At 53.3% G+C, this 24,994-nt stretch carries 21 protein-coding genes; 8 read left to right on the top strand and 13 right to left on the bottom strand.

Going from position 1 to position 24,994, the window contains the following annotated elements:
- Positions 1-21 precede the first annotated feature (21 nt).
- The 4 genes from grpE (at position 22) to HOJ08_00975 (ending at position 5,045) form a co-directional block, all read left to right on the top strand.
- Positions 22-660, top strand: a complete 639-nt coding sequence (gene grpE, locus HOJ08_00990) for a nucleotide exchange factor GrpE (GenBank protein ID MBT5672012.1) — start codon at positions 22-24, stop codon at positions 658-660.
- A 252-nt stretch (positions 661-912) separates the two neighbouring features.
- A complete protein-coding gene (dnaK, locus tag HOJ08_00985; GenBank protein ID MBT5672011.1) occupies positions 913-2,904 on the top strand; it encodes a molecular chaperone DnaK in 1,992 nt (663 codons plus the stop codon).
- Positions 2,905-2,987: 83 nt separating this feature from the next.
- A complete protein-coding gene (gene dnaJ / locus HOJ08_00980) occupies positions 2,988-4,145 on the top strand; it encodes a molecular chaperone DnaJ (protein ID MBT5672010.1) in 1,158 nt (385 codons plus the stop codon).
- A gap of 87 nt (positions 4,146-4,232) precedes the next feature.
- Positions 4,233-5,045, top strand: a complete 813-nt coding sequence (locus tag HOJ08_00975; GenBank protein MBT5672009.1) for a 4-hydroxy-tetrahydrodipicolinate reductase — start codon at positions 4,233-4,235, stop codon at positions 5,043-5,045.
- 46 nt (positions 5,046-5,091) lie between these two features.
- On the opposite strand, the gene HOJ08_00970 is transcribed toward HOJ08_00975, so the two are convergent.
- Positions 5,092-5,988 (bottom strand): EamA family transporter, encoded by an 897-nt coding sequence (locus HOJ08_00970; GenBank protein MBT5672008.1) that lies wholly within the window; start codon positions 5,986-5,988, stop codon positions 5,092-5,094.
- 141 nt (positions 5,989-6,129) lie between these two features.
- Between HOJ08_00970 and nth the strand changes: the two genes are divergently transcribed.
- On the top strand, positions 6,130-6,765 hold the full coding sequence (gene nth / locus HOJ08_00965; GenBank protein MBT5672007.1) for an endonuclease III: 636 nt from the start codon (positions 6,130-6,132) through the stop codon (positions 6,763-6,765).
- A gap of 48 nt (positions 6,766-6,813) precedes the next feature.
- Here nth and HOJ08_00960 read toward each other — a convergent pair whose 3' ends face one another.
- Positions 6,814-7,101, bottom strand: a complete 288-nt coding sequence (locus HOJ08_00960; GenBank protein MBT5672006.1) for a hypothetical protein — start codon at positions 7,099-7,101, stop codon at positions 6,814-6,816.
- Between the two features lie 208 nt (positions 7,102-7,309).
- Positions 7,310-7,858 carry a polymer-forming cytoskeletal protein gene (locus tag HOJ08_00955; protein MBT5672005.1) on the bottom strand — a complete coding sequence of 183 codons (549 nt, stop codon included), beginning with the start codon at positions 7,856-7,858 and terminating at the stop codon, positions 7,310-7,312.
- Positions 7,859-8,096: 238 nt separating this feature from the next.
- Here HOJ08_00955 and HOJ08_00950 point away from each other — a divergent pair, with 238 nt between their 5' ends.
- Together HOJ08_00950 and HOJ08_00945 are read left to right on the top strand one after the other, a co-directional pair.
- Positions 8,097-9,095, top strand: a complete 999-nt coding sequence (locus HOJ08_00950; GenBank protein ID MBT5672004.1) for an adenosine kinase — start codon at positions 8,097-8,099, stop codon at positions 9,093-9,095.
- A gap of 45 nt (positions 9,096-9,140) precedes the next feature.
- A complete protein-coding gene (locus HOJ08_00945; GenBank protein MBT5672003.1) occupies positions 9,141-10,427 on the top strand; it encodes an AmpG family muropeptide MFS transporter in 1,287 nt (428 codons plus the stop codon).
- A gap of 12 nt (positions 10,428-10,439) precedes the next feature.
- On the opposite strand, the gene phoB is transcribed toward HOJ08_00945, so the two are convergent.
- The 8 genes from phoB to HOJ08_00905 all read right to left on the bottom strand — a co-directional run bounded on the left by phoB (position 10,440) and on the right by HOJ08_00905 (position 20,260).
- Positions 10,440-11,162, bottom strand: a complete 723-nt coding sequence (phoB, locus tag HOJ08_00940; GenBank protein MBT5672002.1) for a phosphate regulon transcriptional regulator PhoB — start codon at positions 11,160-11,162, stop codon at positions 10,440-10,442.
- Between the two features lie 4 nt (positions 11,163-11,166).
- Complete coding sequence (gene phoU / locus HOJ08_00935) at positions 11,167-11,898, bottom strand: phosphate signaling complex protein PhoU (protein MBT5672001.1); 732 nt, start codon at positions 11,896-11,898, stop codon at positions 11,167-11,169.
- Positions 11,899-11,920: 22 nt separating this feature from the next.
- The gene (locus HOJ08_00930) at positions 11,921-12,721 is read right to left on the bottom strand and encodes a phosphate ABC transporter ATP-binding protein (protein MBT5672000.1); all 801 of its coding nucleotides are present in this window, start codon (positions 12,719-12,721) and stop codon (positions 11,921-11,923) included.
- Between the two features lie 41 nt (positions 12,722-12,762).
- Positions 12,763-14,016 (bottom strand): phosphate ABC transporter permease PstA, encoded by a 1,254-nt coding sequence (gene pstA / locus HOJ08_00925; GenBank protein MBT5671999.1) that lies wholly within the window; start codon positions 14,014-14,016, stop codon positions 12,763-12,765.
- Positions 14,013-15,392 carry a phosphate ABC transporter permease subunit PstC gene (gene pstC / locus HOJ08_00920; protein ID MBT5671998.1) on the bottom strand — a complete coding sequence of 460 codons (1,380 nt, stop codon included), beginning with the start codon at positions 15,390-15,392 and terminating at the stop codon, positions 14,013-14,015. Before pstC ends, pstA begins: the two co-directional genes overlap by 4 nt.
- 16 nt (positions 15,393-15,408) lie before the next feature.
- Complete coding sequence (locus HOJ08_00915) at positions 15,409-16,470, bottom strand: PstS family phosphate ABC transporter substrate-binding protein (GenBank protein ID MBT5671997.1); 1,062 nt, start codon at positions 16,468-16,470, stop codon at positions 15,409-15,411.
- 73 nt (positions 16,471-16,543) lie between these two features.
- On the bottom strand, positions 16,544-17,950 hold the full coding sequence (locus HOJ08_00910; GenBank protein ID MBT5671996.1) for a PAS domain-containing protein: 1,407 nt from the start codon (positions 17,948-17,950) through the stop codon (positions 16,544-16,546).
- A 36-nt stretch (positions 17,951-17,986) separates the two neighbouring features.
- Positions 17,987-20,260 carry an NADP-dependent malic enzyme gene (locus tag HOJ08_00905; protein ID MBT5671995.1) on the bottom strand — a complete coding sequence of 758 codons (2,274 nt, stop codon included), beginning with the start codon at positions 20,258-20,260 and terminating at the stop codon, positions 17,987-17,989.
- A gap of 311 nt (positions 20,261-20,571) precedes the next feature.
- Here HOJ08_00905 and mutS point away from each other — a divergent pair, with 311 nt between their 5' ends.
- Complete coding sequence (gene mutS, locus HOJ08_00900) at positions 20,572-23,310, top strand: DNA mismatch repair protein MutS (protein MBT5671994.1); 2,739 nt, start codon at positions 20,572-20,574, stop codon at positions 23,308-23,310.
- Here the strand turns inward: mutS and HOJ08_00895 are convergent, their stop codons facing one another.
- Both HOJ08_00895 and HOJ08_00890 read right to left on the bottom strand, forming a co-directional pair.
- Positions 23,311-24,156, bottom strand: coding sequence for an SDR family oxidoreductase (locus HOJ08_00895; protein ID MBT5671993.1), 846 nt, complete (start codon positions 24,154-24,156; stop codon positions 23,311-23,313).
- 40 nt (positions 24,157-24,196) lie between these two features.
- Positions 24,197-24,982 carry a hypothetical protein gene (locus tag HOJ08_00890; GenBank protein ID MBT5671992.1) on the bottom strand — a complete coding sequence of 262 codons (786 nt, stop codon included), beginning with the start codon at positions 24,980-24,982 and terminating at the stop codon, positions 24,197-24,199.
- Between the last annotated feature and the right edge of the window lie 12 nt (positions 24,983-24,994).

Raw genomic sequence — 24,994 nt, 5'->3', positions numbered from 1 at the left:
TTCGTTTTAAAGGAAGTTCGTATGAGTGAAAAAACAGAAACCCCCGCAAATGATTCTGGTGAGCCAGATCAGGAAAGCCCCGATGTTGCCGTCAATCCGAAAGATGCAACGGATGGTTCAGGTTCCCAACCTGAAGAAGCGCCAGATCCAGAGGCAGAAATCGCAAGTCTGCAAGATAAACTGCTTCGCTCCATGGCCGAGTTTGAAAACTTCAGGCGTCGCTCAGATCGGGAACGCGAAGATACGGCCAAATACGCCATTGCCAATTTTGCACGCGATTGCCTGACCACGGTTGATAACCTCCGGCGTGGGCTCGACAGCATTGATATGGACGCGCGCAAGGAAAACGCTGCCCTTGAAACGCTAGCCCAAGGCATGGAATTGACGGAACGAGAGCTCTTGGGGGTTCTTGAGCGCAATGGTGTTGCAAAGATTGAAGCAATGGGCGCGCTGTTTGATCACGATTTACATCAGGCGATGTTTGAAATTGATGATCCCGAACGCGCGGCGGGTATCGTGGCTCAGGTGACACAGGAAGGCTATGTCTTGAATGGCCGCTTGTTGCGCCCGGCAATGGTTGGGGTGACCAAAGGGGGCCCAAAACCAGTTGTATCCCCAATCGCCAATGAGGAAGCAATAATCGATACGGATGCGAAATAAAGCGAACACGCCGTGCGCCGGGGTAATCTGGGGCCTGTAATTCAAAGCAATACAGTTTCTTTGGGGTTTTTTAGGAATTCTTTGGCTTGAATGCACCCAAAGGGGTTGCAGGGGTCAAAAAGCGCCCCATATACCGGCTACACCTAATAAATTTGATCTGATGCGTATTGAACGATACGCCGCAGAAACCGGGGATTTTGCAGCCGTCTATGGGGGGTTGCAGAACCAGCGTAAAGATAAGGAAAAGGAACAATGGGTAAAGTTATCGGTATTGATCTTGGCACAACGAATTCCTGTGTCGCGATTATGGAAGGCTCAGACGCCAAGGTTCTGGAAAATTCGGAAGGCACACGGACCACGCCATCCATGGTGGCATTCACCGAAGGGAAAGAACGCCTCGTGGGGCAAGCTGCCAAGCGTCAGGGCGTAACCAACCCCGAAAACACCCTGTTTGCCATCAAACGGCTGATTGGGCGCGCCTTCAACGATCCAACGACCGAAAAGGATCGCACAATGGTGCCCTACAACATCGTTAAGGCCGAAGGCGACGATGCCTGGGTAGAATGCCGTGGTGAAAAATATAGCCCCAGCCAAATTTCCGCATTTATTCTTCAAAAAATGAAAGAAACCGCCGAAAGCTATCTCGGTGAAACGGTGGAACAGGCCGTTATCACGGTTCCTGCCTATTTCAACGATGCCCAGCGCCAGGCAACCAAGGATGCGGGCAAGATTGCGGGCCTTGAAGTGCTGCGGATTATCAACGAACCGACTGCAGCGGCCCTTGCCTATGGTCTGGATAAGGAAAATACCGGAACCATTGCTGTTTACGATCTTGGCGGCGGTACGTTCGATGTTTCAATTCTGGAAATTGGCGATGGTGTCTTTGAAGTAAAATCCACCAATGGGGATACCTTCCTTGGCGGTGAAGATTTTGATTCAATGATCATTGATTATCTGGCCGATGAATTCAAAAAGGATCAAGGCATTGATCTTCGTGGTGACAAGCTGGCACTTCAGCGCCTGAAAGAAGCCGCAGAAAAGGCCAAGATCGAACTTTCTTCGGCCATGGAAACAGAAGTGAACCTGCCGTTCATTACTGCCGATGCATCGGGGCCGAAGCATCTTAATATAAAGATGAACCGGGCCAAGCTCGAATCCATCATCGAAGTTCTGGTCGAACGCACCATTGCACCATGTGCAGCGGCATTGAAGGATGCGGGTCTCAAGGCATCAGAAATTGATGAAGTTATTTTGGTTGGCGGCATGACCCGCATGCCTAAAATTGTTGAGACCGTAAAAAAGTTTTTTGATCGCGAACCCCATAAAGGGGTCAATCCCGACGAGGTTGTCGCCATCGGTGCGGCCATTCAGGCTGGCGTGTTGCAAGGCGACGTCAAGGACGTCCTGCTTTTGGATGTGACTCCGTTAAGCCTTGGTATTGAAACCCTTGGCGGCGTGTTCACGCGATTGATTGATCGCAACACCACCATTCCAACAAAGAAAAGCCAGGTGTTTTCAACAGCCGAAGATAATCAGACCGCGGTGACCATCCGGGTTTTCCAGGGTGAACGTGAAATGGCTGCAGACAATAAACTGCTGGGCCAGTTTGATCTTGTCGGCCTGCCCACGGCACCGCGCGGTGTTCCGCAAATTGAAGTTGCCTTTGACATTGATGCCAATGGCATCGTCAACGTGTCAGCCAAAGATAAAGCCACGGGCAAGGAACAGCAGATCAGGATTCAGGCATCCGGCGGTCTTACCGATGAAGCCATTGATGAGATGGTCAGGGAAGCCGAAAGCCATGCGGAAGAAGATAAAAAACTTCGCGAGACCGTTGAACGTCGCAATCAGGCAGAAACGCTGATTCACACAACGGAAAAAACCTTAAAGGAAAACGAAGACAAGGTTTCCGAAGAAGATAAAAAAGAGATCGAAGACGCAACAGCTGCTTTGAAGACAACGCTGGAAGGTGAAGACCAAGATGCCATTCAGGCCGGGCTTGAAACGTTGGCACAGGCATCTATGAAACTGGGTGAAGCCATGTACAAAGCAACCCAGGAAGCAGAAGCCGCAGCAGCCGAAGCATCAGGGGATGATGCAGAAGGTTCCGCCGATGGCCCGGGTGATGGCGAAACGGTCGTCGATGCAGATTTTGAAGATGTAACGGCAGATGCATCAGATGCACCGGGCAGCGATGCAAAAGAAGATGCCAGCGAAACTGATAACAAAGATAAACCCTCCTAAAGCACGAAAATATCCTGCCGCCATTAGCCATTGGTGATGGCGGCAGGATAAAAAAATAAAATAAAGTCGGGGCCAAAAAAAACATGCCTACTCAAGATGCCTACGAAATGCTTGGCGTTGATCGTAATGCAAGTAGTGATGACCTTAAAAAGGCGTACCGTAAACTTGCTATGAAATACCATCCCGATCGCAATTCTGGCGATAAGGAAGCCGAGCAAAAATTCAAGGAAATCAACGAAGTTTACGACATCCTCAAGGATGACGAAAAGCGCGCCGCCTATGATCGTTTTGGGTATGGGGCTTTCGATGGCACCGGTGGCATGGGTGGACAAGGCGGCGGCAATGGTGGCTTTTCAGGCGGCTTTGGTGACATCTTTGATGAAATGTTTGGTGATTTTGGCGGTGCACAATCGCGTGGCGGCCAAGATGGCGGAAGCACGCGCGGGTCTGATCTGCGCTACAACATGGAAGTGTCCCTGGAAGACGCCTTCGCTGGAAAGCAGGCGACCATTCGCGTCCCCACGGCGGCCACCTGTGAAACCTGTACTGGTTCCGGTGCTGCCAAGGGATCAAAGCCCACCACATGTGGCACTTGTAAGGGCCGCGGTCGGGTGCGGGCCCAACAGGGGTTCTTTACGATCGAACGCACGTGTGCGTCTTGTCAGGGCCAAGGTCAGGTGATCGACAAACCTTGTGGTAATTGTCAGGGAATGGGGCGGGTTAACCGTGAAAAAACCCTTTCCGTTACCATTCCGGCAGGCGTTGAAGATGGCACCCGCATCCGCCTTTCCGGCGAAGGCGAAGCAGGCATGCGTGGCGCACAATCAGGGGATTTGTACATTTTTCTATCCATTAAACCCCATGTCTATTTCCAGCGCGAAGGGGCCAATCTTTATATGCGCGTCCCCCTTCCCATGACCACGGCAGCACTTGGTGGAAGTGTCGAGGTGCCGACCATTGATGGCACAAGGGCCAGAGTAAAAATTCCAGCAGGCGCGCAATCGGGCCATCAACTCCGTCTTCGCGGCAAAGGGATGAGCGTAATGCGGGGATCATCACGCGGCGATATGTATATTCGCGCCACGGTGGAAACGCCTGTTAAGCTTTCCAAGCGCCAAAAAGAAATGTTGAAGGAATTTGCAAGCGAAAGCCCTGCGTCACGCACCAGTCCAGAATCCGAAGGCTTTTTTGCCAAGGTTAAGGAAGCCTGGAGCGACTTGACCGAAAACGAAAAAAAATAGCCATCTTCGGGAAAAACCTTCCCCCTGTTCCCGGGGGCGTGTTTAAATCCCTGCGCATTTGAGTAACCGTATTAAAGGGGCGGGATAATGGCTGATCTAGGCATAGGAATCGTTGGCGCTGCTGGGCGCATGGGCCGCGCATTAACACGCGCTGTGGCTGAAAGTGCTGGGTGTCGGGTCGTTGCGGCAACGGAAAGTGCAAATCATCCATTGTTGGGTCACGATGCTGGCGTTCTTGCCGGCATGGATGCCTTGGGTGTTGAACTTTTTGAGGATGCAAACGCTTTGTTTGAAACGTCCGATGCCGTTTTGGATTTTACCATTCCAGCCGTCACCGTTAATCATGGGGCCCTTGCCGCTAGTGCTGGCACCATTTTGGTGACTGGCACCACAGGTCTGGATGCGGATCAGCAGGCCAAGATAATGGCGGCTTCTAAAAAAGTGGCCATTGTTCAGGCGCCGAATTTTTCTGTTGGGGTCAATCTGGCCATGGCATTGGTGGAACAGACAGCCCGGGTTTTGGGTGAAGAATTTGATATCGAAATTGTTGAAATGCATCATCGCCACAAGGTGGATTCGCCATCAGGTACCGCCCTTGGCCTTGGTAAGGCGGCAGCCCTTGGTCGCGGCGTCAATCTGGATGCAGTCTCAGAACGGGGTCGCGATGGTATTTCAGGCGCCCGTGCCCCGGGCGCCATTGGCTTCGCCAGTCTGCGTGGCGGGGATGTGGTTGGCGATCACACGGTGATGTTTGCGGGCATGGCAGAACGCATTGAAATAACCCACAAAGCGGGCGGGCGTGAAATCTTTGCCCGTGGTGCCGCCCGTGCAGCCCTTTGGGCAGCGGGAAAACCAGCCGGGCTCTATTCCATGCAAGACGTTTTGGGTTTTAAGTCATAAGGGCCTAATCCGCCCTCACTTTAGTCCGCGCGTTGCCGCCCTCACTTTAGTCCGCGCGTTGCCGCACGAGTGCAACACCACCAATGATCAATGCCAAGGCCAGCAATTCATAGAACCCAACGGTTTCCCCAAGCCACAAGACGCCCAGGCCTGCGCCGATCAGGGGGATCAGGTAATTGATCATGGATGTGAAGGTAGGCCCTGTTGATGCCAACAGTCTGAAATAAACCACAGATGCCAGACCCGTTGAAACAACGCCTAGAAATGCCACCGCCCAAATTGCATCTGCACCGGGCCGCATCTGCCAGGGGGCCTCAAACATGAAGGCCATGGGTATCATGACGCATGCCGAGGCCGCCATGGTTCCCGCCCCCAGTGTTACTGCGGGAAGGCGGACAGCAAGTTTGCGGGCGTAAACGGCGGTGGCGGCGTAACTGGCGGCTGCACCGATTACGGCCAATTCATGGATGGTGGCCCCGCCCAGTTCTTTTAAAATGGCCGGCCCCACCAGCAAAATCAGACCAGAAAAGCCCACCGCAATGCCAACCATAGTCTTCCAGCTTGTGATGCGTTCAATCCCGAAAACCTGTGCCAGCACGACGGTGAAAACAGGCATGGCACCGATTAAAATGGCGGCCAGCGAAGAACTGATTTCCAGCTCGCCCCACCCGACAAGGCTAAAGGGCAGGCCATTGCCTAAAACACCAATCACCAGAAAATGGACCCAAACCAATCGTCCTTCTTTATTCCAAAGGCTTGGCATCCGATGGCCTGAAAGGCGTACAAGGGGAAACAGCATCATCACGGCAATGATAACGCGCACGGCCGTCATGGTCATGGGCGGCACATCGGTCACGGCAATCCGGATCAGGGAAAAAGACGACCCCCAAATCAGCGAAAGACCGACAAGCAGCAGATAGTCACGAAGATAGCGATCGGCCAAGGTAGAGTTTCCATTAGAGGTGAAATTCAGGGGCCACACAGGGCATGCGATGCCTCTATCTAGGGTGCTGGTGGAAGCCTGTCAAAGTATTGCGGGTTTGCAGCGGGCATAACAGCCATTAAACTCACAGCCATGAAAAATATGAAAAAAACTGATATCGATGAATTCTTTCGCCGTCTTTCGGATCGTGATCCCGAACCCAAGGGGGAACTTGACTATGTCAACCACTACACCCTTTTGGTGGCGGTTGTTCTCTCGGCACAGGCGACGGATCTCGGGGTCAATAAAGCTACAAAAGCATTGTTTGCAAAGGTGAAGACGCCCCAAGCCATGCTTGACCTTGGCCTTCAGGGATTGGTGGGCCATATCAAATCCATTGGGCTGTTCAATACCAAGGCAAAAAACATTATTTCCCTTTCGGAAAAGCTGATCGGCGATTATGGCGGCAAAGTGCCCAAAGACCGCGCCGCCCTTGAATCCCTTGCAGGGGTTGGGCGAAAAACGGCCAATGTGGTTTTGAACATTGCCTTTGGCGAACCTACCATGGCGGTCGATACCCATGTTTTCAGGGTTTCAAACCGCACAGGCTTGGCCCCTGGAAAAACAGTGTTAGATGTTGAAAAAAAATTGGTGAAGGGCATTCCGGATACGTGGATGATCCATGCCCATCATTGGCTTATTTTGCATGGGCGCTACACATGCCTTGCTCGAAAGCCGAAATGCCACGAATGTCCGGTCGCAGATTTATGCCTGTTTAAGGGGAAAATTCTGGCTTAAAGGGTTTAGCTGCGCCAGCGCAGGGTTGTTTGTGGCGGCCATGGTATTTTATCCCGCATCCTGCACGTTTTGGTGCTTGGCTTGCTCAGCACATTGCCGGGTTGAGCCCAGATTACCCCGCGCGTTTAATTCAGTATGGGTAACCAGATACAATGCATCCTTGGCGTGGAAGAATATATTGAGAATACAGCGCTGGGTTCGGTATTGCCATAGCGCCCCGGGGTCATCAATGCGCTGGAAATGGGGGGGCCCCAAAAGCTTGGTAATTTCTATATTGCTAAGCCCCAAAAGCTTGGCCGGAGAATGTGCAAAAATTGATTTTTTAAGATTCTGCACGGGCACTTGGCCAGATTTCACAGATGTTTTTAGCGCAGGGATAGAAGCAATCTGGCCATCTGGATATTGTAGAGCTGGGTTTTGGATAGAGGGTGGATTTGCAATGGATGTTGCACGTTCATCTGTGGCACTGGTACAGGCCGAAACAAGAAATGCCAAAAATAATAGTGTCAGGACAGGGCTACGCAACGGTCACGCTCGGCTATCGTCAGCTTTTTGCATCAGTTTTGTCGCTGATGAACCGGACTTCGCCGGAGATGACCCCACCTGCTTCAATTTCGATCTGGCCATATTTTAATTTGCCCTTGATATGGCCCGAAGAACGAATGCGCAGGCGTTTCTGGACCGTGAGATTCCCTTCAAAACGGCCTGAAATTTCAGCTTCTTCAATTTCTGCATTGCCTTTGAATAATCCGCCCTGTGCAATATCAAGGTTGCGGCAACCGGTCAGCGAAGCTTCAACCCTGCCTTCAACGACCAAGCGATCACACGCGGCGATCTCTCCATTGAGAGAAATTTCCCTGCCCACCACCAACGTCTTGCCTTCGGACCCATAGGGCCTGGTGCTTCCCCTTGCGGGGCCCATGCCCGGAATGTCGGCAAGGCGGCTGGTGCTTGCCGTTTGGGCAGTGGCCGGCAGTGGCTTATGCAGGCTTAACCCCTGTGATGAATTTTGCGGCGGCAAGGGATTGGCCTTATTGACCCCATCTTGGGTGCCGGTCGTTTTTGCATCATCGTCCTTTTTGCTGCCTAGCATGACGGTGTTCCTTTGTAGAAGATAACGTTGGCCTAGATTACCCCATTCCCATAGATGACGGGAAATAATATCGTTCTCACACCATTGGAAAATTTATAAGAAGGTATTCTGTTGCTTTGCCCCCTGATACAGGGAATGTATACTCAATGCCATGGTTCGCGACTGAGCCAGCATGTTCAAAATATAAAAGGGGACCATCAACGTGAGCAACGGAAAACCCACGGCAATTGTCGATGCAATGGTATCGGAACGTCGTTTCGATGTTTTGGGAATTGGCAACGCCATTGTCGATGTCATCGCTCATGCAGAAGATGCATTCCTTTCCGAAAACAGCCTGAACAAAGGGACCATGACCCTGATTGATGGCACCGAAGCAGCCGAATTATATGGTCGCATGGGCGCTTCGGTGGAATCTTCTGGTGGCTCGGCTGCCAATACCATTGCCGGATTATCGGCCCTTGGCGGCAAGGGTTCCTTTATTGGCAAGGTTAGAGACGATCAGCTTGGGGGAATTTTTCGCCATGATATTCGTGCTGCAGGGGTTTCTTTCGAAACATCCGCCGCCTCAGACGGCCAACACACAGCCCGATGCCTTATTTTTGTGACACCCGATGCCCAGCGCACCATGCAGACCTATCTTGGTGTTTCAGCAACCCTTGACCCCGGTGATATTGACCCCACCGTGATTGCCGATTCAAAAGTGATCTATCTGGAAGGCTATTTGTGGGATCCGCCCATGGCCAAGAAGGCTTTTCAGGAGGCGGCAAAAATCGCCCATAAGGCGGGCAACATGGTGGCATTGACCCTGTCTGATCCATTTTGCGTTGATCGCCATCGTCTGGACTTTCTTGATCTGGTCGAAGAACACATCGATATTCTGTTCGCAAACGAATCAGAAATCCTGTCCTTGTATGAAACCGAAGACTTTGACGAAGCCCTGCAAGAGGTTCGAAAGCATTGCCAAATTGCGGCGTTGACCCGTTCAGAAAAAGGATCGGTTGTCGTGTCAGGGGATGAAATACATGTCATTGATGCAGAACCTGTTGAAAAGATTATCGATACGACCGGTGCCGGGGACCTTTATGCAGCAGGATTTTTGTATGGCCTGACCCAGGGCCGCGATCTTCATGATTGTGGGCGGCTGGGTTCGATTTGTTCCGGTGAAATAATCAGCCATTACGGTGCCCGGCCTGAGGCCGACCTGGCCGTGCTGGCAGCAAAGGCATTTGATAACTAGGACCCATTTTCAGGTGGCGCGCAGTCCGGCTGGGGGAAACAGATAATGGGCAGATGGCTCGATGCGGTGGCGGTTTATCGCGATCCCCGCATGGCCCTGATCGGGGTTCTCGGATTTTCCAGTGGGTTGCCGTTGGCGCTCAGCTTCGGAACCCTGTCGGCCTGGTTGGCAAGCACCGGGATTGATCGCACGACCATTGGCTTGTTTGCCCTTATGGGGCTTCCGTATGCATTAAAATTTTTATGGTCGCCCTTAATTGACGGGCTGAAAATTCCGATCCTGACCCGGCGTCTGGGCCGGCGTCGCAGCTGGATGGTGACATCTCAGCTTTTGTTGTTCCCAACCATCATCGCCCTGGGCCTGACCAATCCCGTGACGGATATTGGACACACGGCCCTTTTGGCCCTGATGGTGGCCTTTTTATCGGCAACCCAGGACATTGTGATTGATGCCTACCGCGTGGAAATTCTGGCTGCTCGGGAACAGGGGGCAGGCGCCGCTGCGGTACAGCTTGGGTACCGGGTTGGTATGTTGGTTTCTGGTGCGGGCGCGCTTTATATCGCCGATGCATTTGGATGGCCGGCAGCCTATAGCGTCATGGGGCTTGGCATGGGGGTTGGGCTTTTGGCCATCTTGTTATCGTCAGAGCCAAAACAATCAGCGGCCTATCTGAAAAAAGAAAGCAGGCAAACAAACCTTAATCGCTGGATGGCCGATCACGTTGTGGCGCCCTTTGCAGATTTTCTGAAACGCCCCGGTTGGATGGCGGTGTTGTTATTTATCGTGCTTTATAAATTTGGCGACGCCGTGGCCGGGGTTATGGCCAATACGTTTTTTGTCTCCATTGGATTTTCTCTTTCTGCCATCGCTTCTGTGACCAAAGTTTTTGGCATTGGGGCAACCTTAATCGGGGCCGTGGCAGGCGGGGTTGTGGTGCTCCGTTATGGCCTGTTCCCGGCCCTGTTGTGGTGTGGCGGGCTACAGATGCTTTCCAATCTGATGTTTGCGGTTCAGGCGTCTGTGGGTGCCGACATGGGGCTTTTGGCCCTGACGGTCGGCATTGAAAATATTTCCGGCGGCATGGGCACGGCGGCCTTCGTTGCCTATCTTTCCAGGCTTTGCCATTTTGATTTCACGGCCACACAATATGCGTTGTTCTCATCCCTTGCTGCCGTTGGGCGAACGGTGTTGTCCTCTGGCGGCGGCTGGCTTGCAGAACGCCTTGATTGGTTTTGGTTTTTTGTCACATCGGCCGTGTGCGCGGTGCCCGGGCTTTTAATTCTGCTCTGGATGATGCGCCGACCGGAAATGTTCGACAGCGAAGCAGATTAAAGCGCCATCGTTTTAGGCGTGGGGATGATCCAGCGCGTATCCGCTTGATCGGACGGTGCGAATAACATCAGGTGCAGCTCCATCCATGCTCAGTGCCTTGCGCAGCCGCCGAATGTGGACGTCAACGGTGCGGGCTTCGATCTCGCCTTCGTCATGCCATAGGGCATCCAGCAATTGTTCGCGGCTGAACACACGACCCGGCTGGCCCATAAAATGATGCAGCAATTTAAATTCCGCCGGGCGCAAATCAATCGCAGTGCCATTGCGTGTGACCCGCTGTGTCCCTGTGTCCATGGTGATGTCCAAATAGGTTAGAACGTCTTCGGAAAGCGTCGGGTTGGCTCGCCGTAGCACGGCATGGATGCGCGCGATCAGTTCCTTGGGCGAAAATGGCTTGGTGACATAGTCATCCGCACCTGCATTTAATCCCTGAATTCGGGCGTTTTCTTCACCCCGCGCTGTCAGCATGATGATGGGGACGCCTTTGGTGTCAGGCCTTTGGCGCAATTGGCGACATATCTCGATGCCCGAAACCAGCGGCAGCATCCAGTCCAGAAGGATCAGATCAAAACGCTGTTCCCGGGTGATCAACAATGCTTCTTCGCCATCCATGGCCGTGGTGACATCAAAACCGGCCCTGTCCAGATTGTATTGTATCAAGGTAGCGATATCGGCTTCGTCTTCGACGACAAGGACAGAGGATCTTTGTTTGTTTGGCCCGTGTTCGTTTGGCATTTTCCTATTCCGGCTTTTTTAAATCTTCCGGGGTCACAACAAACAGACTGGCCGAATCCCCTCCCTTGGGCCTTAATTCTTCCAGTCTTTCACCCTCCACCATGTAATAGATGGTTTCGGCAACATTGGTGATGTGGTCGCCGATGCGCTCGATATTCTTGGCAATGAACATCAGGTGGGTACACGGCGTGATATTGCGGGGGTCTTCCATCATATAGGTCAAAAGTTCTCGGAACATGCCATCGTACAGATCATCCACTTCTTCATCGCGCGCCCAGACTTCCTTGGCTTTTTCGGCGTTGCCTTCGGTGAAGGCATCCAAAACATCCTTGATCATATGCTGGACGATTTTGCCCATGCGCGGCACGGTGGATATGGATTTGGCTGGGGGGAAATCACAAAGGGGAATGGCGCGCTTGGCGACATTGGCGGCATAATCGCCCACCCGTTCAATGTCGGGGGCCATTTTTAATGCGCCGACAATGTTGCGCAAATCTCTGGCCATGGGCTGGCGCAACGCCAAAAGACGGATGACCTGTTGGTCAATCTCGGCTTCTATTTCATCAATCTTGCGGTCTTCACGCACCGTGACGGCGGCAAGCTCTGGATCGCGTTGTGAAATTGATTCGATGGCAGACGCCAAAAGGGCTTCGGCTAATCCACCCATCTTCAGAATGTTTTCATTCAGATGGTTCAGTTCTTCATCATAGGATTTGACGATATGTTCTGAAGACATAGCAAACTTCCTTATGGCTGGTTCAGCCGTAGCGACCGGTTATATAACCCTGTGTCCGTTCCTGGGCAGGGCTTGTAAAAATCTGTTCAGTGTCTCCCCATTCCACCAGATGTCCAAGATGGAAGAAAGCCGTATGTTGGGAAACGCGTGCGGCTTGTTGCATGTTATGGGTGACGATGACGATGGTGTAATTCCCCCGCAAGTCTTCCATCAATTCTTCAATACGTGCCGTTGCTATTGGGTCCAGCGCCGAACAGGGTTCATCCATCAAAATGATATCAGGATTGACGGCAATCGCACGGGCAATACAAAGGCGCTGTTGTTGGCCGCCCGACAGCGATGTTCCGGTGGCATCCAATCGGTCACGAACTTCTTCCAGTAACCCTGTTTTTTCAAGACAGGTAAAGACAATTTCATCCAATTCGCTTTTGGATGCAGCAAAACCATGAATGCGTGGCCCATAGGCAACATTTTCATAAATGGATTTGGGGAAGGGGTTGGGTTTTTGAAAGACCATGCCAATGCGTTGGCGTAACTCCACCACATCCAGTTCGCGATCATAAATATTTTGGCCATCGACCAGAACTTCGCCGCTGATGGCGCAGGTGGCAATGGTGTCATTCATGCGATTGAGGCAACGCAAAAAGGTGGATTTTCCGCAACCCGACGGGCCGATCAATGCCGTGATTTCATGTTCGGGCATGGCGAGGTCCACGGAAAACAACGCCTGTTTATCGCCGTAAAAAACATCCAGTCCACGGGTTTCCAGTTTTACAGGTCCGGGCGCGCCATTGGGGGCCGCTTTGACAGAGGGGCCGGTCATGGAAATGGGTGTTGTTGTGTTGGGCATGGGGTCCTCTTGATTTACCAGCGGCGTTCGAATTTCTTGCGTAAGTATACCGCGAGCCCGTTCATGGCGATAAGGAAGATAATCAAAACCAGGGTGGCAGCGGCAGTTTTTTCAACAAAGGCCCGTTCCGGACTGTCGGCCCAAAGATAGACCTGCACCGGCAATACGGTTGCGGTGTCTGTAAAACTCTTTGGAATATCAACGATAAAGGCGACCATGCCAATCATTAACAATGGTGCGGTTTCACCAAGGGCCCGGGCCATGCCGATAATGGACCCGGTTAAAATGCCGGGCATGGCCAGCGGCAATACATGATGGCTCACCACTTGAAGCGGCGATGCCCCAAGCCCCACAGCGGCTTCGCGGATGGATGGCGGCACGGCGCCCATGGCGGCCCTGGCTGTAATGATGATGGTTGGCAACGTCATCAGCGCCAAAACAAAGCCACCCACCAAGGGTGCGGAACGGGGCAATCCAAAGAAACTGAGGAAAACCGCAAGACCTAAAAGGCCAAAAACAATGGATGGCACAGCAGCCAAATTATTGATGTTGACCTCGATTAAATCGGTCCAACGATTTTTAGGCGCAAATTCCTCAAGATAAATGGCCGCTGAAACGCCCAGGGGAAAAGACAAAAGCAAGGTGATGGTCAGGGTCAGCACCGAACCAACGACGCTGGCCCAGATGCCGGCTAGTTCCGGTTCACGGGAATCCCCTGAGGTGAAAAACTGCGTGTTAAAGGTGGTGTGAACGTGCCCCTTGGCCTGAAGGGCATCCAGCCATTTCAATTGTTTATTGGAAAGGCGGCGGGCATCTTCTGGCACATCCCTGCTGATTTTTCCTTTCATCAGCATGTCGATGTCATCGGATGCGGGCATGGCAACAGTCATTGTTTTGCCGATAATGGCGGGTTGGGACACCACCATATTGCGCAAACGATCGCCGCCGCCGGAACTCATGATCCTTAAAAGATTTCGCCGGTCACGGCGGTTGCGCACACGGGGGAAGATTTTTCGCAGGGACTGTAAAACCATGGCGTTGTAATCGGCCTGAAGCCATTCTTCGCGTTTGCCGGTTTTCTCAGGATCAATGATTTCAGGATCAAAGAAAACATCCATACTGATTTCTGTGGTGACGAACGCCGGAATGGCGCGCACCGTAATGGTGCCGATCAAAACCACCATCGCCAAGACGGCAGCCCCAATGGCGGCAATACCGTAAATGCGAAAGCGCTTTTCAGATGCGTGGCGTTTGGAAAGATTACTCATTCGTATTCCTCCCGGTATTTACGCACAATCTTCAGCGCAATCAGATTAAGCGCTAGCGTGATGCAAAACAGGGCCAACCCAAGGGCAAAGGCTGCCAGGGTTTTTGGCGAATCAAATTCCTGATCACCGACCAATAACGTCACAATCTGGACCGTGACCGTGGTCACGGCCTCCAAGGGGTTGGCCGTCAGCTTTGCGGCCAGACCAGCGGCCATGACAACGATCATGGTTTCGCCAATGGCCCGGGATATGGCCAAAAGGAACGATCCCACAATGCCCGGCAAGGCAGCGGGGATAATGACCTTTTTGATGGTTTCAGATCGGGTGGCACCAATGGCGTAAGAACCATCGCGCAAGGATTGGGGCACGGCGTTAATCACATCATCGGACAGCGAAGACACAAAGGGGATAATCATGATGCCCATGACCACCCCGGCCGCCAGCGCACTTTCCGATGCGACACTTAACCCCAAGGATGCCCCCGCATCCCGGATGGCAGGGGCCACGGTCAGGGCGGCAAAAAATCCGAACACGACCGTTGGAATGCCTGCCAAAATTTCCAGCGCGGGTTTCAGAATGCCCCGTGCCGTCGGACTGGCATATTCCGCCATATAAATGGCTGACATTAACCCGATGGGGCCTGCCACCAACATGGCAATGGCGGTGATCAACAAGGTCCCCGTGAACACAGGCACGGCACCAAAACTGCCACTGGAGCCCACCTGATCGGCGCGCATCGCCGTTTGAGGGGACCATTGCAGGCCAAACAGAAATTCATTGAGAGACACGTGTTCAAAAAAGCGCAGGGATTCGAAAATTAAACTGAGCACAATGCCAATGGTGGTGAACACCGCCAGCGTAGAACTGATAATCAGCAAGACCATGATCAGCCGTTCAACCCGCGGGCGGGTCCGCAATGCTGGGGCAATGCGTGCCCGTGTGATGGCGAGGCCAATAGCACCCATGCCCAATGTCAGCGCACTTATGGCCATGATGCCGGTGGCGCGAAGGGTTGAATAATGATCGGCTGCACCACGCAAAACGGCATCGGGCTTGCTGCTAGATGCTCCGACAGCGATATTCTGGATGTCATTATACAAAAGCGCCAAACGGTTTTGAGGCAACGTCTGCATATCCGCAGGCAGGCCACTAATCACTAACTGCTTGATAATAAAGGGCTCAATGCCCACCCAAAGCCCCAAAATGCCAAGTGCGGGCAGCCCGGCCCAAAATGCCACATAGGTGCCGTGATAGCCCGGCAGGGAATGCAATTTTTTGGCATCACCCCCCGCTGTTTGCAGCGAACGTGCGCGTCCCATGTAAAATCCGGCCATTGCCAGAAGTAAAATTGTGCCAGTTAAGGTGGCTGCATTCATGAATGCGATGCCTTCTCTAGTTGCCTTTGATGGAAAGCGGTTTCATCGCGCGGGCATCCTTTGCCATTTTGCGCCGCCCTTTTCTGGACAGGGGAATCAAGCCTTTGTCTGTCAGATAGCCGGTATCGCCCCAGGCTTTGGCGGATGTGAACTGTTTTATAAACGCCTTGATGCCCGGAATTTTTCCAACATGGGCTACTTTGACGTAAAAATAGAGCGACCGTGAAATGGAATATTTACCATCGGCAATGTTTTCAAAACTTGGGGTCACGCCACCGATGGTGTTGCCGCGAACCTTGTCCCGGTTCTGGTCCAGAAAGCTGAACCCGAAAATGCCAAGGGCAGCCGGATTGGCTTCTAATTTCTGGACGATCAAGTTGTCATTTTCACCGGCTTCAATAAAGGCACCATCTTCGCGAAGGGTATGGGCGACATTTTTGAAGGCCCGTTTATTTTTTTTGCGAAGGAAAGCAAGCGATGGGAATGTCTTTGCGCCCCCTTCCATTGCCAGTTCAACAAAGGCATCCCGCGTGCCTGATGTGGGCGGCGGCCCTAAAATCTCAATCCGGGTTGCGGGCAAGGCAGGGTTGATTTGATTCCAGGTTTTATACGGGTTTTTTGTGAGCTTGCCCTTAATGGGGACGTCTTTGGCAAGGGCCATGAAAATCTGTTTCAAGCTCAGCGCCATGGGCTTTCCCTTGCGCGCATTGGCAATAACAATGCCATCAAAACCAATTTTAACTTCCGTAATGGCGTTCACGCCATTTTTGCCGCAGCGTTTCACTTCGGATTGTTTGATGCGTCGTGAAGAATTCGTGATGTCTGGGTGGCGAACGCCAACGCCAGCACAAAATAATTTCAACCCCCCACCCGATCCGGTGCTTTCAACAACGGGGGTCTTGAATTTTGTCGTTTTACCAAACTGTTCAGCGACTTTCGCGGAAAAGGGAAAAACGGTGGATGATCCAACAATATGAATTTGATCCCGCGCCACTGCAGTGCCGGCAAAAACGGCAAGGCCAATGAAAGCGACAGTGGCTGTGGTAGCGGCTGCGGCGGTTAAATTTCCAAATGACATCTTCTGATCACTCCATATCAATCTATGGAGATAGAGATAATACAAGACCGTGACAGCAATGTTACAGGGAGGGCTATTTTTCCAAATTTATCGGCAAACGGACGGAAAAGGTGCTGCCTTTGTTTGGCGCGCTGGAAATATCAAGGGTGCCCCGGTGGCGCGTTGTGATGTGTTTGACGATTGCCAAGCCAAGCCCGGTGCCACCAATCGCCCGTGAACGGGCGGCATCGGCCCGGTAAAAGCGCTCCGTCAGGCGTGGCAGGTGTTCTGTGCCAATGCCGTCTCCTTGATCGATGACATCAATTTGCACATACCCGCTCTGGGCACCCGTTATGGGATGGGCATGAATTTTGACGTCGCTTTTGGGCGCGCCATATTTAATGGCATTGTCGATCAGGTTTTGGAACAGCTGGGTCAACTGGTCTTTGTCCCCAACAATTTTTGGCAGGTCCGGCGCAAAATCCTGCACCAAGACCATGTCTTTTGTTTCTGCTTCCAGTTTCAGCCCTTCCGCGATATCGCCAAGGATTTCAGATAGATCGACACGGTCACTGGGTTGGGTGTGTTCGGCCAATTCAATGGCAGACAGGGACAAAAGGTCTTCCACCAATCGGCCCATGCGGCTGGCCTGGGATGCCATCAGGCCCAAGAATTTTTCCTGTGCGTCTTCATCCGAGCGCGCCGGGCCGCGCAGGGTTTCAATAAAACCAACAAGAGATGCCAGTGGCGTGCGGAGTTCGTGGCTGGCATTGGCAATAAAATCGACATGCATTTGTTCGGCCATGCGGCGCTCAGTCAGATCATAAAGCACCACAAGTGCCGCCGCCCCACCATGGGGTATTTCGGTTTTGTCGGTGGGTGTTTCGGTTTGGGAACTCAGCGGCACGATATGGACAGAAAAATACATTTTCGTGGCCCCTTGCAGGGTCAGGCTGACGGCTTCTATCTCTTGTCCAGCAAGGACATCATCGGCCAGCGCCAGAACGGCTGGATCACGAATGGCCCCGGCAAGATCGGTGCCTGTTGGGTCTGTGCCAATTAAGGTTCGTGCCGTGCGGTTTGCCTGTAATACTTTTCGGTCCTGATCCAGTAGCAGCAACGGCTGGGGCAGGCTGTCGAAAACCGTTTGGCTGGAAATGGTGCCACCTTTTAAAGATTGCGCGTTGCGTTGCCATTCGCGGGCAATTCTTCTGAACCGGGCGGCCAGTTCTGCGCTATCGCTCCAGCCCGAAAGCGCGGGCTCAGGCGGCAAGGTATTGCGCGCCAATGCATCGCCATATTCGGCCAAAGCATCAAGATCACCAACGATGGGCGCTGCAATCAAGGCCGCGATTAAAAAACATGCGCCTGCCGCCATAAGTGCCAAAAAAGGTGTGAGGAATCCGCCCAGGCCAAGGACGGCCAGAACGGCCCATCCCGGGGCTGCAAAAACAAGCGCTGCCGGTAAAAGCTTTGTAAGAGAAGGTGTGCGTCTTGCCATGATTTGGAAAAGCACTCCTGTTTTGTAAACTGGTGCCTAGTCGTTGTGGAGGGATTCGTGAACCCCAAGGGCAGCCAAGGTCACCATTTGGGAAACGGTTGTTCCCATTTGGACAATCTGGGCCGGTTTTTCCAGGCCCAACAACAACGGCCCAATCACTGTACCGCCGCCCAGTTCCTGCATCAATTTTGATGAAATATTGGCAGGATCAAGGGCCGGCATAATCAAGATGTTGGCGGGTCCTGATAGACGGCAGAAGGGATAATGCTGGCGCATCAATTCCGGATCAAGCGCCACGTCTGCGGCCATTTCCCCATCATATTCAAAATCAACCTTGCGACTGTCCAGAATATCCACCGCTTCGCGGATGCGTTTACCGTTGTCGCGAAGGGGCTCACCAAACGTTGAAAAAGACAACAACGCAACCCTTGGCGTGTGTCCCAATTGGCGCGCCTTGGCGGCGGCTTGCATGGCGATATCAGCCAGTTCTACCTGATTGGGCACTTCATGAACGGAGGTGTCGGCGATGAAAACGGTGCGCCCGGGGGTAATCAGCATGGTCAGTCCGAACACGCGCTCACCCGGGCGCGGGTCCAAAACTCGGCGGACATCGTTCAGGCACACAAATGAGGATCGCGTCAGGCCGGTTACCATGGCATCGGCATCACCATGGGCAACCATACAGGCGGCAAAAATATTGCGATCTTGATTAACCAAACGCTGGCAATCGCGATACAGCATGCCGCGGCGTGCCAGCCGTTCAAACATAAAATCGGTAAATTCCTTGGAGCGATTTAATTTTCCGGCATTGGAAATTTCAAAATCTTGTGCGTTGGCAATGCCAAGGCGTTTCATGGTTTCCAAAATTCTGTCTTCATAGCCGACCAGGATTGGCGTGCCATAGCCCGTTGCCTTAAAGGCGGCTGCGGCGCGAATGGCTTTTTCTTCTTCGCCTTCTGCAAACACCACGCGGCGCGGATTTGCGCGGACTTCGCGCGAAATCAGATGAAGTGCGTCCGCTGTGGGGTCCAGCCTTCCTGAAAGCCGGGTTTTGTATTCCGCCATGTCCTCAATGGGCAGCTCTGCAACACCCGTATCCATGGCGGCCTGTGCCACGGCGGGGGAAATGGCTGAAATCAGGCGGGGATCGAAAGGCACCGGAATCAGATATTCAGGGCCATAGCGCATTTCAGCACCCTGATAGGCGGTGGATACTTCATCGGGGACATCTTCACGGGCAAGGGCTGCCAGCGCATGGGCGGCGGCAACTTTCATTTCATCGTTGATGGCCCGGGCCCGGACATCCAGCGCACCACGGAAAATATAGGGAAAGCCCAGGACGTTGTTGACCTGATTGGGGTAATCGGACCGTCCTGTTGCAATGATGGCATCGGGGCGGACGGCACGGGCTTCTTCGGGTTTGATTTCGGGGTCCGGGTTGGCCATGGCAAAGATGATGGGTTTTTTGCCCATGGATTTGACCATGTCTGCGCTGACGGCGCCCTTGACGGAAAGACCAAAAAACACATCGGCCCCTTTCATGGCATCAGCCAGGGTGCGCGCTTTGGTGGGGACCGCATGGGCAGATTTCCATTGGTTCATGCGTTCTTCGCGGCCCTGATAAATAACCCCTGCGGTATCGCACATGATGACGTTTTCATGGGGCACCCCGATGCTTTTTGCCAGTTCAACGCAGGCAATGGCACCGGCCCCTGCCCCGTTCACCACCATCTTGATGTTTTTGATGTTGCGTCCCGTTACATCCAGCGCATTTAAAAGCCCGGCTGCGGCGATGATCGCAGTGCCGTGCTGGTCATCGTGAAACACTGGAATATCCATAATTTCGCGCAGGCGCTGTTCAATAATGAAACATTCCGGTGCTTTGATATCTTCAAGGTTGATGCCGCCGAAACTGGGGCCCAAATAACGCACCGCATTGACGAACTCATCAACATCGGTGGTGTCGAGTTCAAGATCGATGGCATCGATATCGGCAAACCGTTTGAACAGGACGGATTTACCCTCCATGACCGGTTTTGATGCCAGCGCGCCCAGATTGCCAAGCCCTAAAACTGCGGTGCCGTTTGTAATGACCGCGACCATATTGCCCCGTGCCGTGTAATCGAACGCTTTAGAGGGGTCTTCAGCAATGGCAAGACAGGGTGCAGCGACCCCCGGGGAATAGGCAAGGGACAGGTCACGCTGGGTGACCAGCGGCTTGGTTGGGGTAATTTCAATTTTTCCTGGGCGCCCTTGCATGTGGAAGGCAAGCGCCTCCTGATCCAAAACCCGGTCCGAATCGTCTGACATGATCTCCCTTTTCTGCCGATTTGTTCAAATTTCGGCACTGTATTTTCTATTCCGATTTAGCTCCGAAGAACCAAGATGATGGGAACTTACCGGGTTTTTCTCAATTGCCAAGGACGAACTATAACCGAAGCCCCCGCTATGATAAGCTGGATTGCCCGCAAAAATTCAGGGGTTTAAAGGGTGGGGAGGCTTAAAGCGTGTCAAAAAAGGCACTAAATACAGCAGAAAAACAGCGGATTGGCCAAGGTTTAGGCAAGGGTTCTGATAAGGCCTCAGTAGCTTCTGTGGCCTCTGATGCGCCTGTGACTCCCATGATGGTGCAATATCTTGGGATCAAGAAGGATCATCCCGATAGTCTGCTTTTTTACCGGATGGGGGATTTCTACGAGCTTTTCTTTGATGATGCCCATGCCGCATCAAAGGCACTGGATATTGCCCTGACCCACCGGGGCAAGCATCAGGGCGAAGATATCCCCATGTGTGGTGTCCCGGTTCATTCGGCAGATAACTACCTGGCTAAATTGATCAAGGGCGGGTTTAAGGTCGCCGTTTGCGAACAGATGGAAGACCCCAGTGAAGCCAAAAAACGGGGGGCAAAATCAGTGGTCGCCCGGGATGTTGTGCGCTTGATCACGCCGGGAACCTTGACGGAAGAAACCCTTCTGGACCAGCGCAGCAATAATTTTCTGGCAGCCCTGGCAGAAGCGGAAGGGGTTCTGGGCCTTGCATGGCTTGATATTTCCACCGGCGATTTTCTGACCCAGCGACTGGAACCGTCATCCCTTGCCGCAACCATTGCTCGCATTAAACCGGGCGAATTGCTGGTCTCAGACCGGCTTTCAACAAAACCGGATATGGCCCAGGGCCTGCAGCGGGCGGGAGAAGAAACAGAAACCGCCATCACGCTCCAGCCATCCAGTTTGTTTGATTCACAAAATGGTGCCCGGCGGCTTGAACGGTTTTTTGGTGTCGATGATCTGGACGGGTTTGGCACGTTTGGTCGTGCCGAACTTGCGGCTGCCGGGGCCTTGGTGGATTACATCGAACTGACCCAAAAGGGATCATTTCCCCGGTTGCAGCCCCCGCGCCAAATTGCCGAGGGCGCGATCATGGAGATCGATGCCCAAACCCGGCGCAATCTGGAATTAACCATCAGCGCATCAGGCACGCGTCGGGGCAGTTTGATTGACGCCATCGATCGCACTCGCACCAGTGCCGGCGGCAGATTGTTAGGCATGTTGTTGGCGGCCCCCCTGACAGACCCAAAAGCAATTAACGATCGCCTTGATGGGATTGCGTGGTTTGTCGATGATGAAGGCCATACCCAAGGCCCCCGCAAAACTGTGGCGGCATCGCTTTCGGGCAGTCCCGATATAGAACGTGCCCTTGCGCGCATTACCGTCGGGCGTGCAGGGCCACGGGATCTGGCAGCCATTTGCAATGGGCTTGATGCGGCCATGAAACTGGTTGCGGCCCTCGATACGGGTAATGCTGCCAGCAGTGATTTGGCACCTTTGCCGCCGCTGGTAAACCAATGGCTGCACGATCTTGGTGAACATGGCGAATTGACGGGGTTGTTGCGAAAGGCACTGGCCGAAGACCTGCCATTCTTTACCCGCGATGGCGGGTTCATTGCCCAGGGTTTTGATGCTGCCCTTGATGAAACCCGAAAATTAAGAGACGAAAGCCGCCGTTTGATTGCCGGGCTGGAACGTGATTATAGGGAATGCACGGGCATTGCCAACCTGAAGGTGCGCCACAACAACGTGTTGGGATATTTCATTGAGGCGCGCCCCGGCCAGGCCGATGCCATGATGTCGGCCAAAGGCCCCGACAGGGACCCGGGCGTGACCCTTGATGAGATGGATCATTTCTTCCATCACCGCCAAACCCTGGCCTCTGCCGTTCGGTTTAACACCGATGAACTGGTTGAACTTGAAACCCGGATCGCCCGCGCGGGCGTGCGGTTCATGGCCCAGGAAATAGAAATTTTTGATCGCCTTATTGCGGCCGTGTGTGCAAGGGCAGAACACATCGCCCTCGCTGCCCGGGCCCTTGCCTGGTTCGATATCGCCGCAGGCTTTGGGGAACTGGCCCGCGATGGACGCTATGTGCGCCCAATTGTTGATAATAGTTTCGACTTCAAGATCACCAAAGGGCGTCACGTTGTTATCGAAGATGCGCTACGTCGTGCGGGCGAGTCCGAATTTGTGCCCAATGATTGTGATCTGTCACCGGGCAATGGTGCATCTGATGATCTGGCGCCTGCCAGTCGTCTGTGGCTGCTGACCGGCCCAAACATGGCGGGCAAATCGACCTTCCTTCGGCAAAATGCGTTGCTTGCGATCCTTGCCCAAATCGGGTGTTTTGTGCCCGCTGACGGCGCCCATATTGGCATTGTTGACCGGTTGTTTTCCCGGGTGGGGGCGGCAGATGATCTTGCCCGGGGCCGATCCACCTTCATGGTCGAAATGGTGGAAACCGCAACCATTCTTAATCAGGCCGGTCCACGCGCAATGGTTATTCTCGACGAAATCGGTCGGGGCACGGCAACCTTTGATGGGTTGTCCATTGCCTGGGCGACCATTGAACATTTGCACGAAGTAAATAAAAGCCGCGGCCTGTTTGCCACCCATTACCATGAACTAACCCAGCTTTCAGGAAGCCTTTCGGGCCTGTCGAACCACGCCATGCAGGTCAAGGAATGGCAGGGCGAGGTTTTGTTTCTGCACGAAGTTGCCCCGGGTACGGCGGACCGTTCCTATGGCATTCATGTTGCGCGGTTGGCAGGTTTGCCGGTTACCGCCCTTGATCGTGCAGAAGAAGTTCTGGGTGCCTTGGAAGACAGCGAAAAAGCAGACACGGTTTCCAGGCTTTCAGATGACTTGCCTTTGTTTGCAGCGATGCCCAAAGCTTCCAGCACCCTGCCCAAAGAAAGTGCCCTGGAAGCAGCACTCAGGTCCATCAACCCCGATGAGCTGAGCCCGAAGGAAGCACTGGAACTCGCCTATAAATTGGTTGGGTTGATGGCCGACAAAGATCAGACCTGATTATTTTTTATCCCATTCTCTTGACGATTGTTGTTTCCCTGCAGGGGCCAGATAGACCGGCGCTTCCAGCGCACCTGCGGCGCTTTCATTAGGGTCAAGGGCTTCATCCCAGTTCATCCCGACATAACGCCCGCCGGTCTGATTATCAGATAAATCCGACGCCAGCCATTGGATGGGGCGGCGCATAACGGCAGGGTCCACCAATTTTCGTTCTGTCAGAAAATTCTTTGGCACAAATGCCGTTGCCGCCGCACCGCCGGGGATCAGGGAATTAGACGTCACCCCGGTTCCTTCAAGTTCCTGAGCAAAGATTAAGGTTTCGGCCTCAATGGCGCCTTTGGATGGCCCGTAAGGGGCATTGCCTTTGCGCTGTATGGTGCCCAGTGACGTGGTGACATTCACAATACGGCCCCAGCCTTGTTCGAGCATGTGCGGGGTGATGGCGCGGCACATGTAATAAGTGCCACAGACATTGACATCGATCACCTGGGCCCAGCGTTTGGGGTCGGTTTCCCAAAAATTGATTGATGTGTCAGGAGCACCCTTTGGAACAACATTCAATTGGCCAAGGGCAGCGTTGTTGACCACCATGTGCAGATCACCGAAGGCTTCCAGCGTGTCATCGCGGGCGCGTTCACACTGGCTATAATCTGAAATGCTGTATGGCAGGGCCAGGGCCTTGCCCGCGCCATAACGGTCACTGACTTCTTTGACCGTGGCGTTCAGTTCATCGACATCGGGGCTTAACAGGCCTGCGCGGCCGCCCGCTTCGATGATTGCTTCTGCCATTTCACGGCCCATGCCCCGGCTTGCGCCGGTGACGATGGCGACACGGGAGTTGTTCATTGTTTGCGCCATTTTTTGGATGCCTTCCTTAAATTAACGGTTAAATATCAAAGAGTTTGCCAAGACCCTGGGGTTTGGCGATAGAATCACTGTCCTGCCCTTTTCGGGCCCGGATGCGGTTTAGGGCGGCCCAGATAACGGCCTGATTGGAATTAATGCAAGGCCGGCCAAATTTTTGTTCCGCAATCGGAATGATTTCAATCTGGGTGGTGTTGGTGCACGATAAAAACACACCATCTGCATCACTGCCCGCCCCCATCAGGGCCTTTTCCGTGGTTTCCAGCCATTTTTCAGGGGGCACGTGGATATAAAAATTGCCCCCGCCCAGTCCCAGCGCGATGTCGTTCAACACCTCAAAGCCCAGGCTTTCCAGATAAATCTTTTCGGCATCATTGGTGCTCTGAACATAGGGCGTGACCAAGACCATGGATTTGATGGCCACCGCGCGCAACGCATCGACGACCGCTTCGCCGGTGGACATTGCTTCGGCGTCTGTTTCTTCGGCAATCAGTTCAAGGACGCGCGTCTCTTCTTCCGGGCCGTCGGCCATGGCGCCCCCGGTGCAATTGAAGACAATGACATCACATTTGGAATCATTAAGCGCGCCTGCGGCTTGTTTGATGGCGTCATGAATTTCCCCAAGGGGCTTGTGCCACGGCCCGGTCATGCGCAGCCGGGTGGTATGGAGACCAATTTCAGCAGGGAGATAGTGGCGCAACTGGGGTTCTGCCAACCGATTGGATGACGGAATGATGATGCCGACCCTTGCTTTTGGCGTCTCCAGGATTGCGGCACGGGTGGCCAATGGTTCGGTCACAGCGTTCATGCAGGCTCCCCT

Source organism: Rhodospirillales bacterium, from assembly GCA_018666775.1.
Classification (GTDB): Bacteria; Pseudomonadota; Alphaproteobacteria; order SMXQ01; family SMXQ01; genus JABIXC01.
This window is presented reverse-complemented; position numbering and strand designations above follow the sequence as displayed.

Coding starts and splice junctions, on each gene's coding strand:
- HOJ08_00975 (MBT5672009.1), top strand. CDS start 4,233: ATGGCTGATCTAGGCATAGGAATCGTTGGCGCTGCTGGGCGCATGGGC.
- nth (MBT5672007.1), top strand. CDS start 6,130: ATGAAAAAAACTGATATCGATGAATTCTTTCGCCGTCTTTCGGATCGT.
- grpE (MBT5672012.1), top strand. CDS start 22: ATGAGTGAAAAAACAGAAACCCCCGCAAATGATTCTGGTGAGCCAGAT.
- HOJ08_00950 (MBT5672004.1), top strand. CDS start 8,097: ATGGTATCGGAACGTCGTTTCGATGTTTTGGGAATTGGCAACGCCATT.
- phoB (MBT5672002.1), bottom strand. CDS start 11,162: ATGCCAAACGAACACGGGCCAAACAAACAAAGATCCTCTGTCCTTGTC.
- HOJ08_00905 (MBT5671995.1), bottom strand. CDS start 20,260: ATGTCAGACGATTCGGACCGGGTTTTGGATCAGGAGGCGCTTGCCTTC.
- dnaK (MBT5672011.1), top strand. CDS start 913: ATGGGTAAAGTTATCGGTATTGATCTTGGCACAACGAATTCCTGTGTC.
- HOJ08_00955 (MBT5672005.1), bottom strand. CDS start 7,858: ATGCTAGGCAGCAAAAAGGACGATGATGCAAAAACGACCGGCACCCAA.
- HOJ08_00930 (MBT5672000.1), bottom strand. CDS start 12,721: ATGACCGGCCCCTCTGTCAAAGCGGCCCCCAATGGCGCGCCCGGACCT.
- dnaJ (MBT5672010.1), top strand. CDS start 2,988: ATGCCTACTCAAGATGCCTACGAAATGCTTGGCGTTGATCGTAATGCA.
- pstA (MBT5671999.1), bottom strand. CDS start 14,016: ATGAGTAATCTTTCCAAACGCCACGCATCTGAAAAGCGCTTTCGCATT.
- HOJ08_00915 (MBT5671997.1), bottom strand. CDS start 16,470: ATGTCATTTGGAAATTTAACCGCCGCAGCCGCTACCACAGCCACTGTC.
- pstC (MBT5671998.1), bottom strand. CDS start 15,392: ATGAATGCAGCCACCTTAACTGGCACAATTTTACTTCTGGCAATGGCC.
- HOJ08_00910 (MBT5671996.1), bottom strand. CDS start 17,950: ATGGCAAGACGCACACCTTCTCTTACAAAGCTTTTACCGGCAGCGCTT.
- mutS (MBT5671994.1), top strand. CDS start 20,572: ATGATGGTGCAATATCTTGGGATCAAGAAGGATCATCCCGATAGTCTG.
- HOJ08_00945 (MBT5672003.1), top strand. CDS start 9,141: ATGGGCAGATGGCTCGATGCGGTGGCGGTTTATCGCGATCCCCGCATG.
- phoU (MBT5672001.1), bottom strand. CDS start 11,898: ATGTCTTCAGAACATATCGTCAAATCCTATGATGAAGAACTGAACCAT.
- HOJ08_00890 (MBT5671992.1), bottom strand. CDS start 24,982: ATGAACGCTGTGACCGAACCATTGGCCACCCGTGCCGCAATCCTGGAG.
- HOJ08_00895 (MBT5671993.1), bottom strand. CDS start 24,156: ATGAACAACTCCCGTGTCGCCATCGTCACCGGCGCAAGCCGGGGCATG.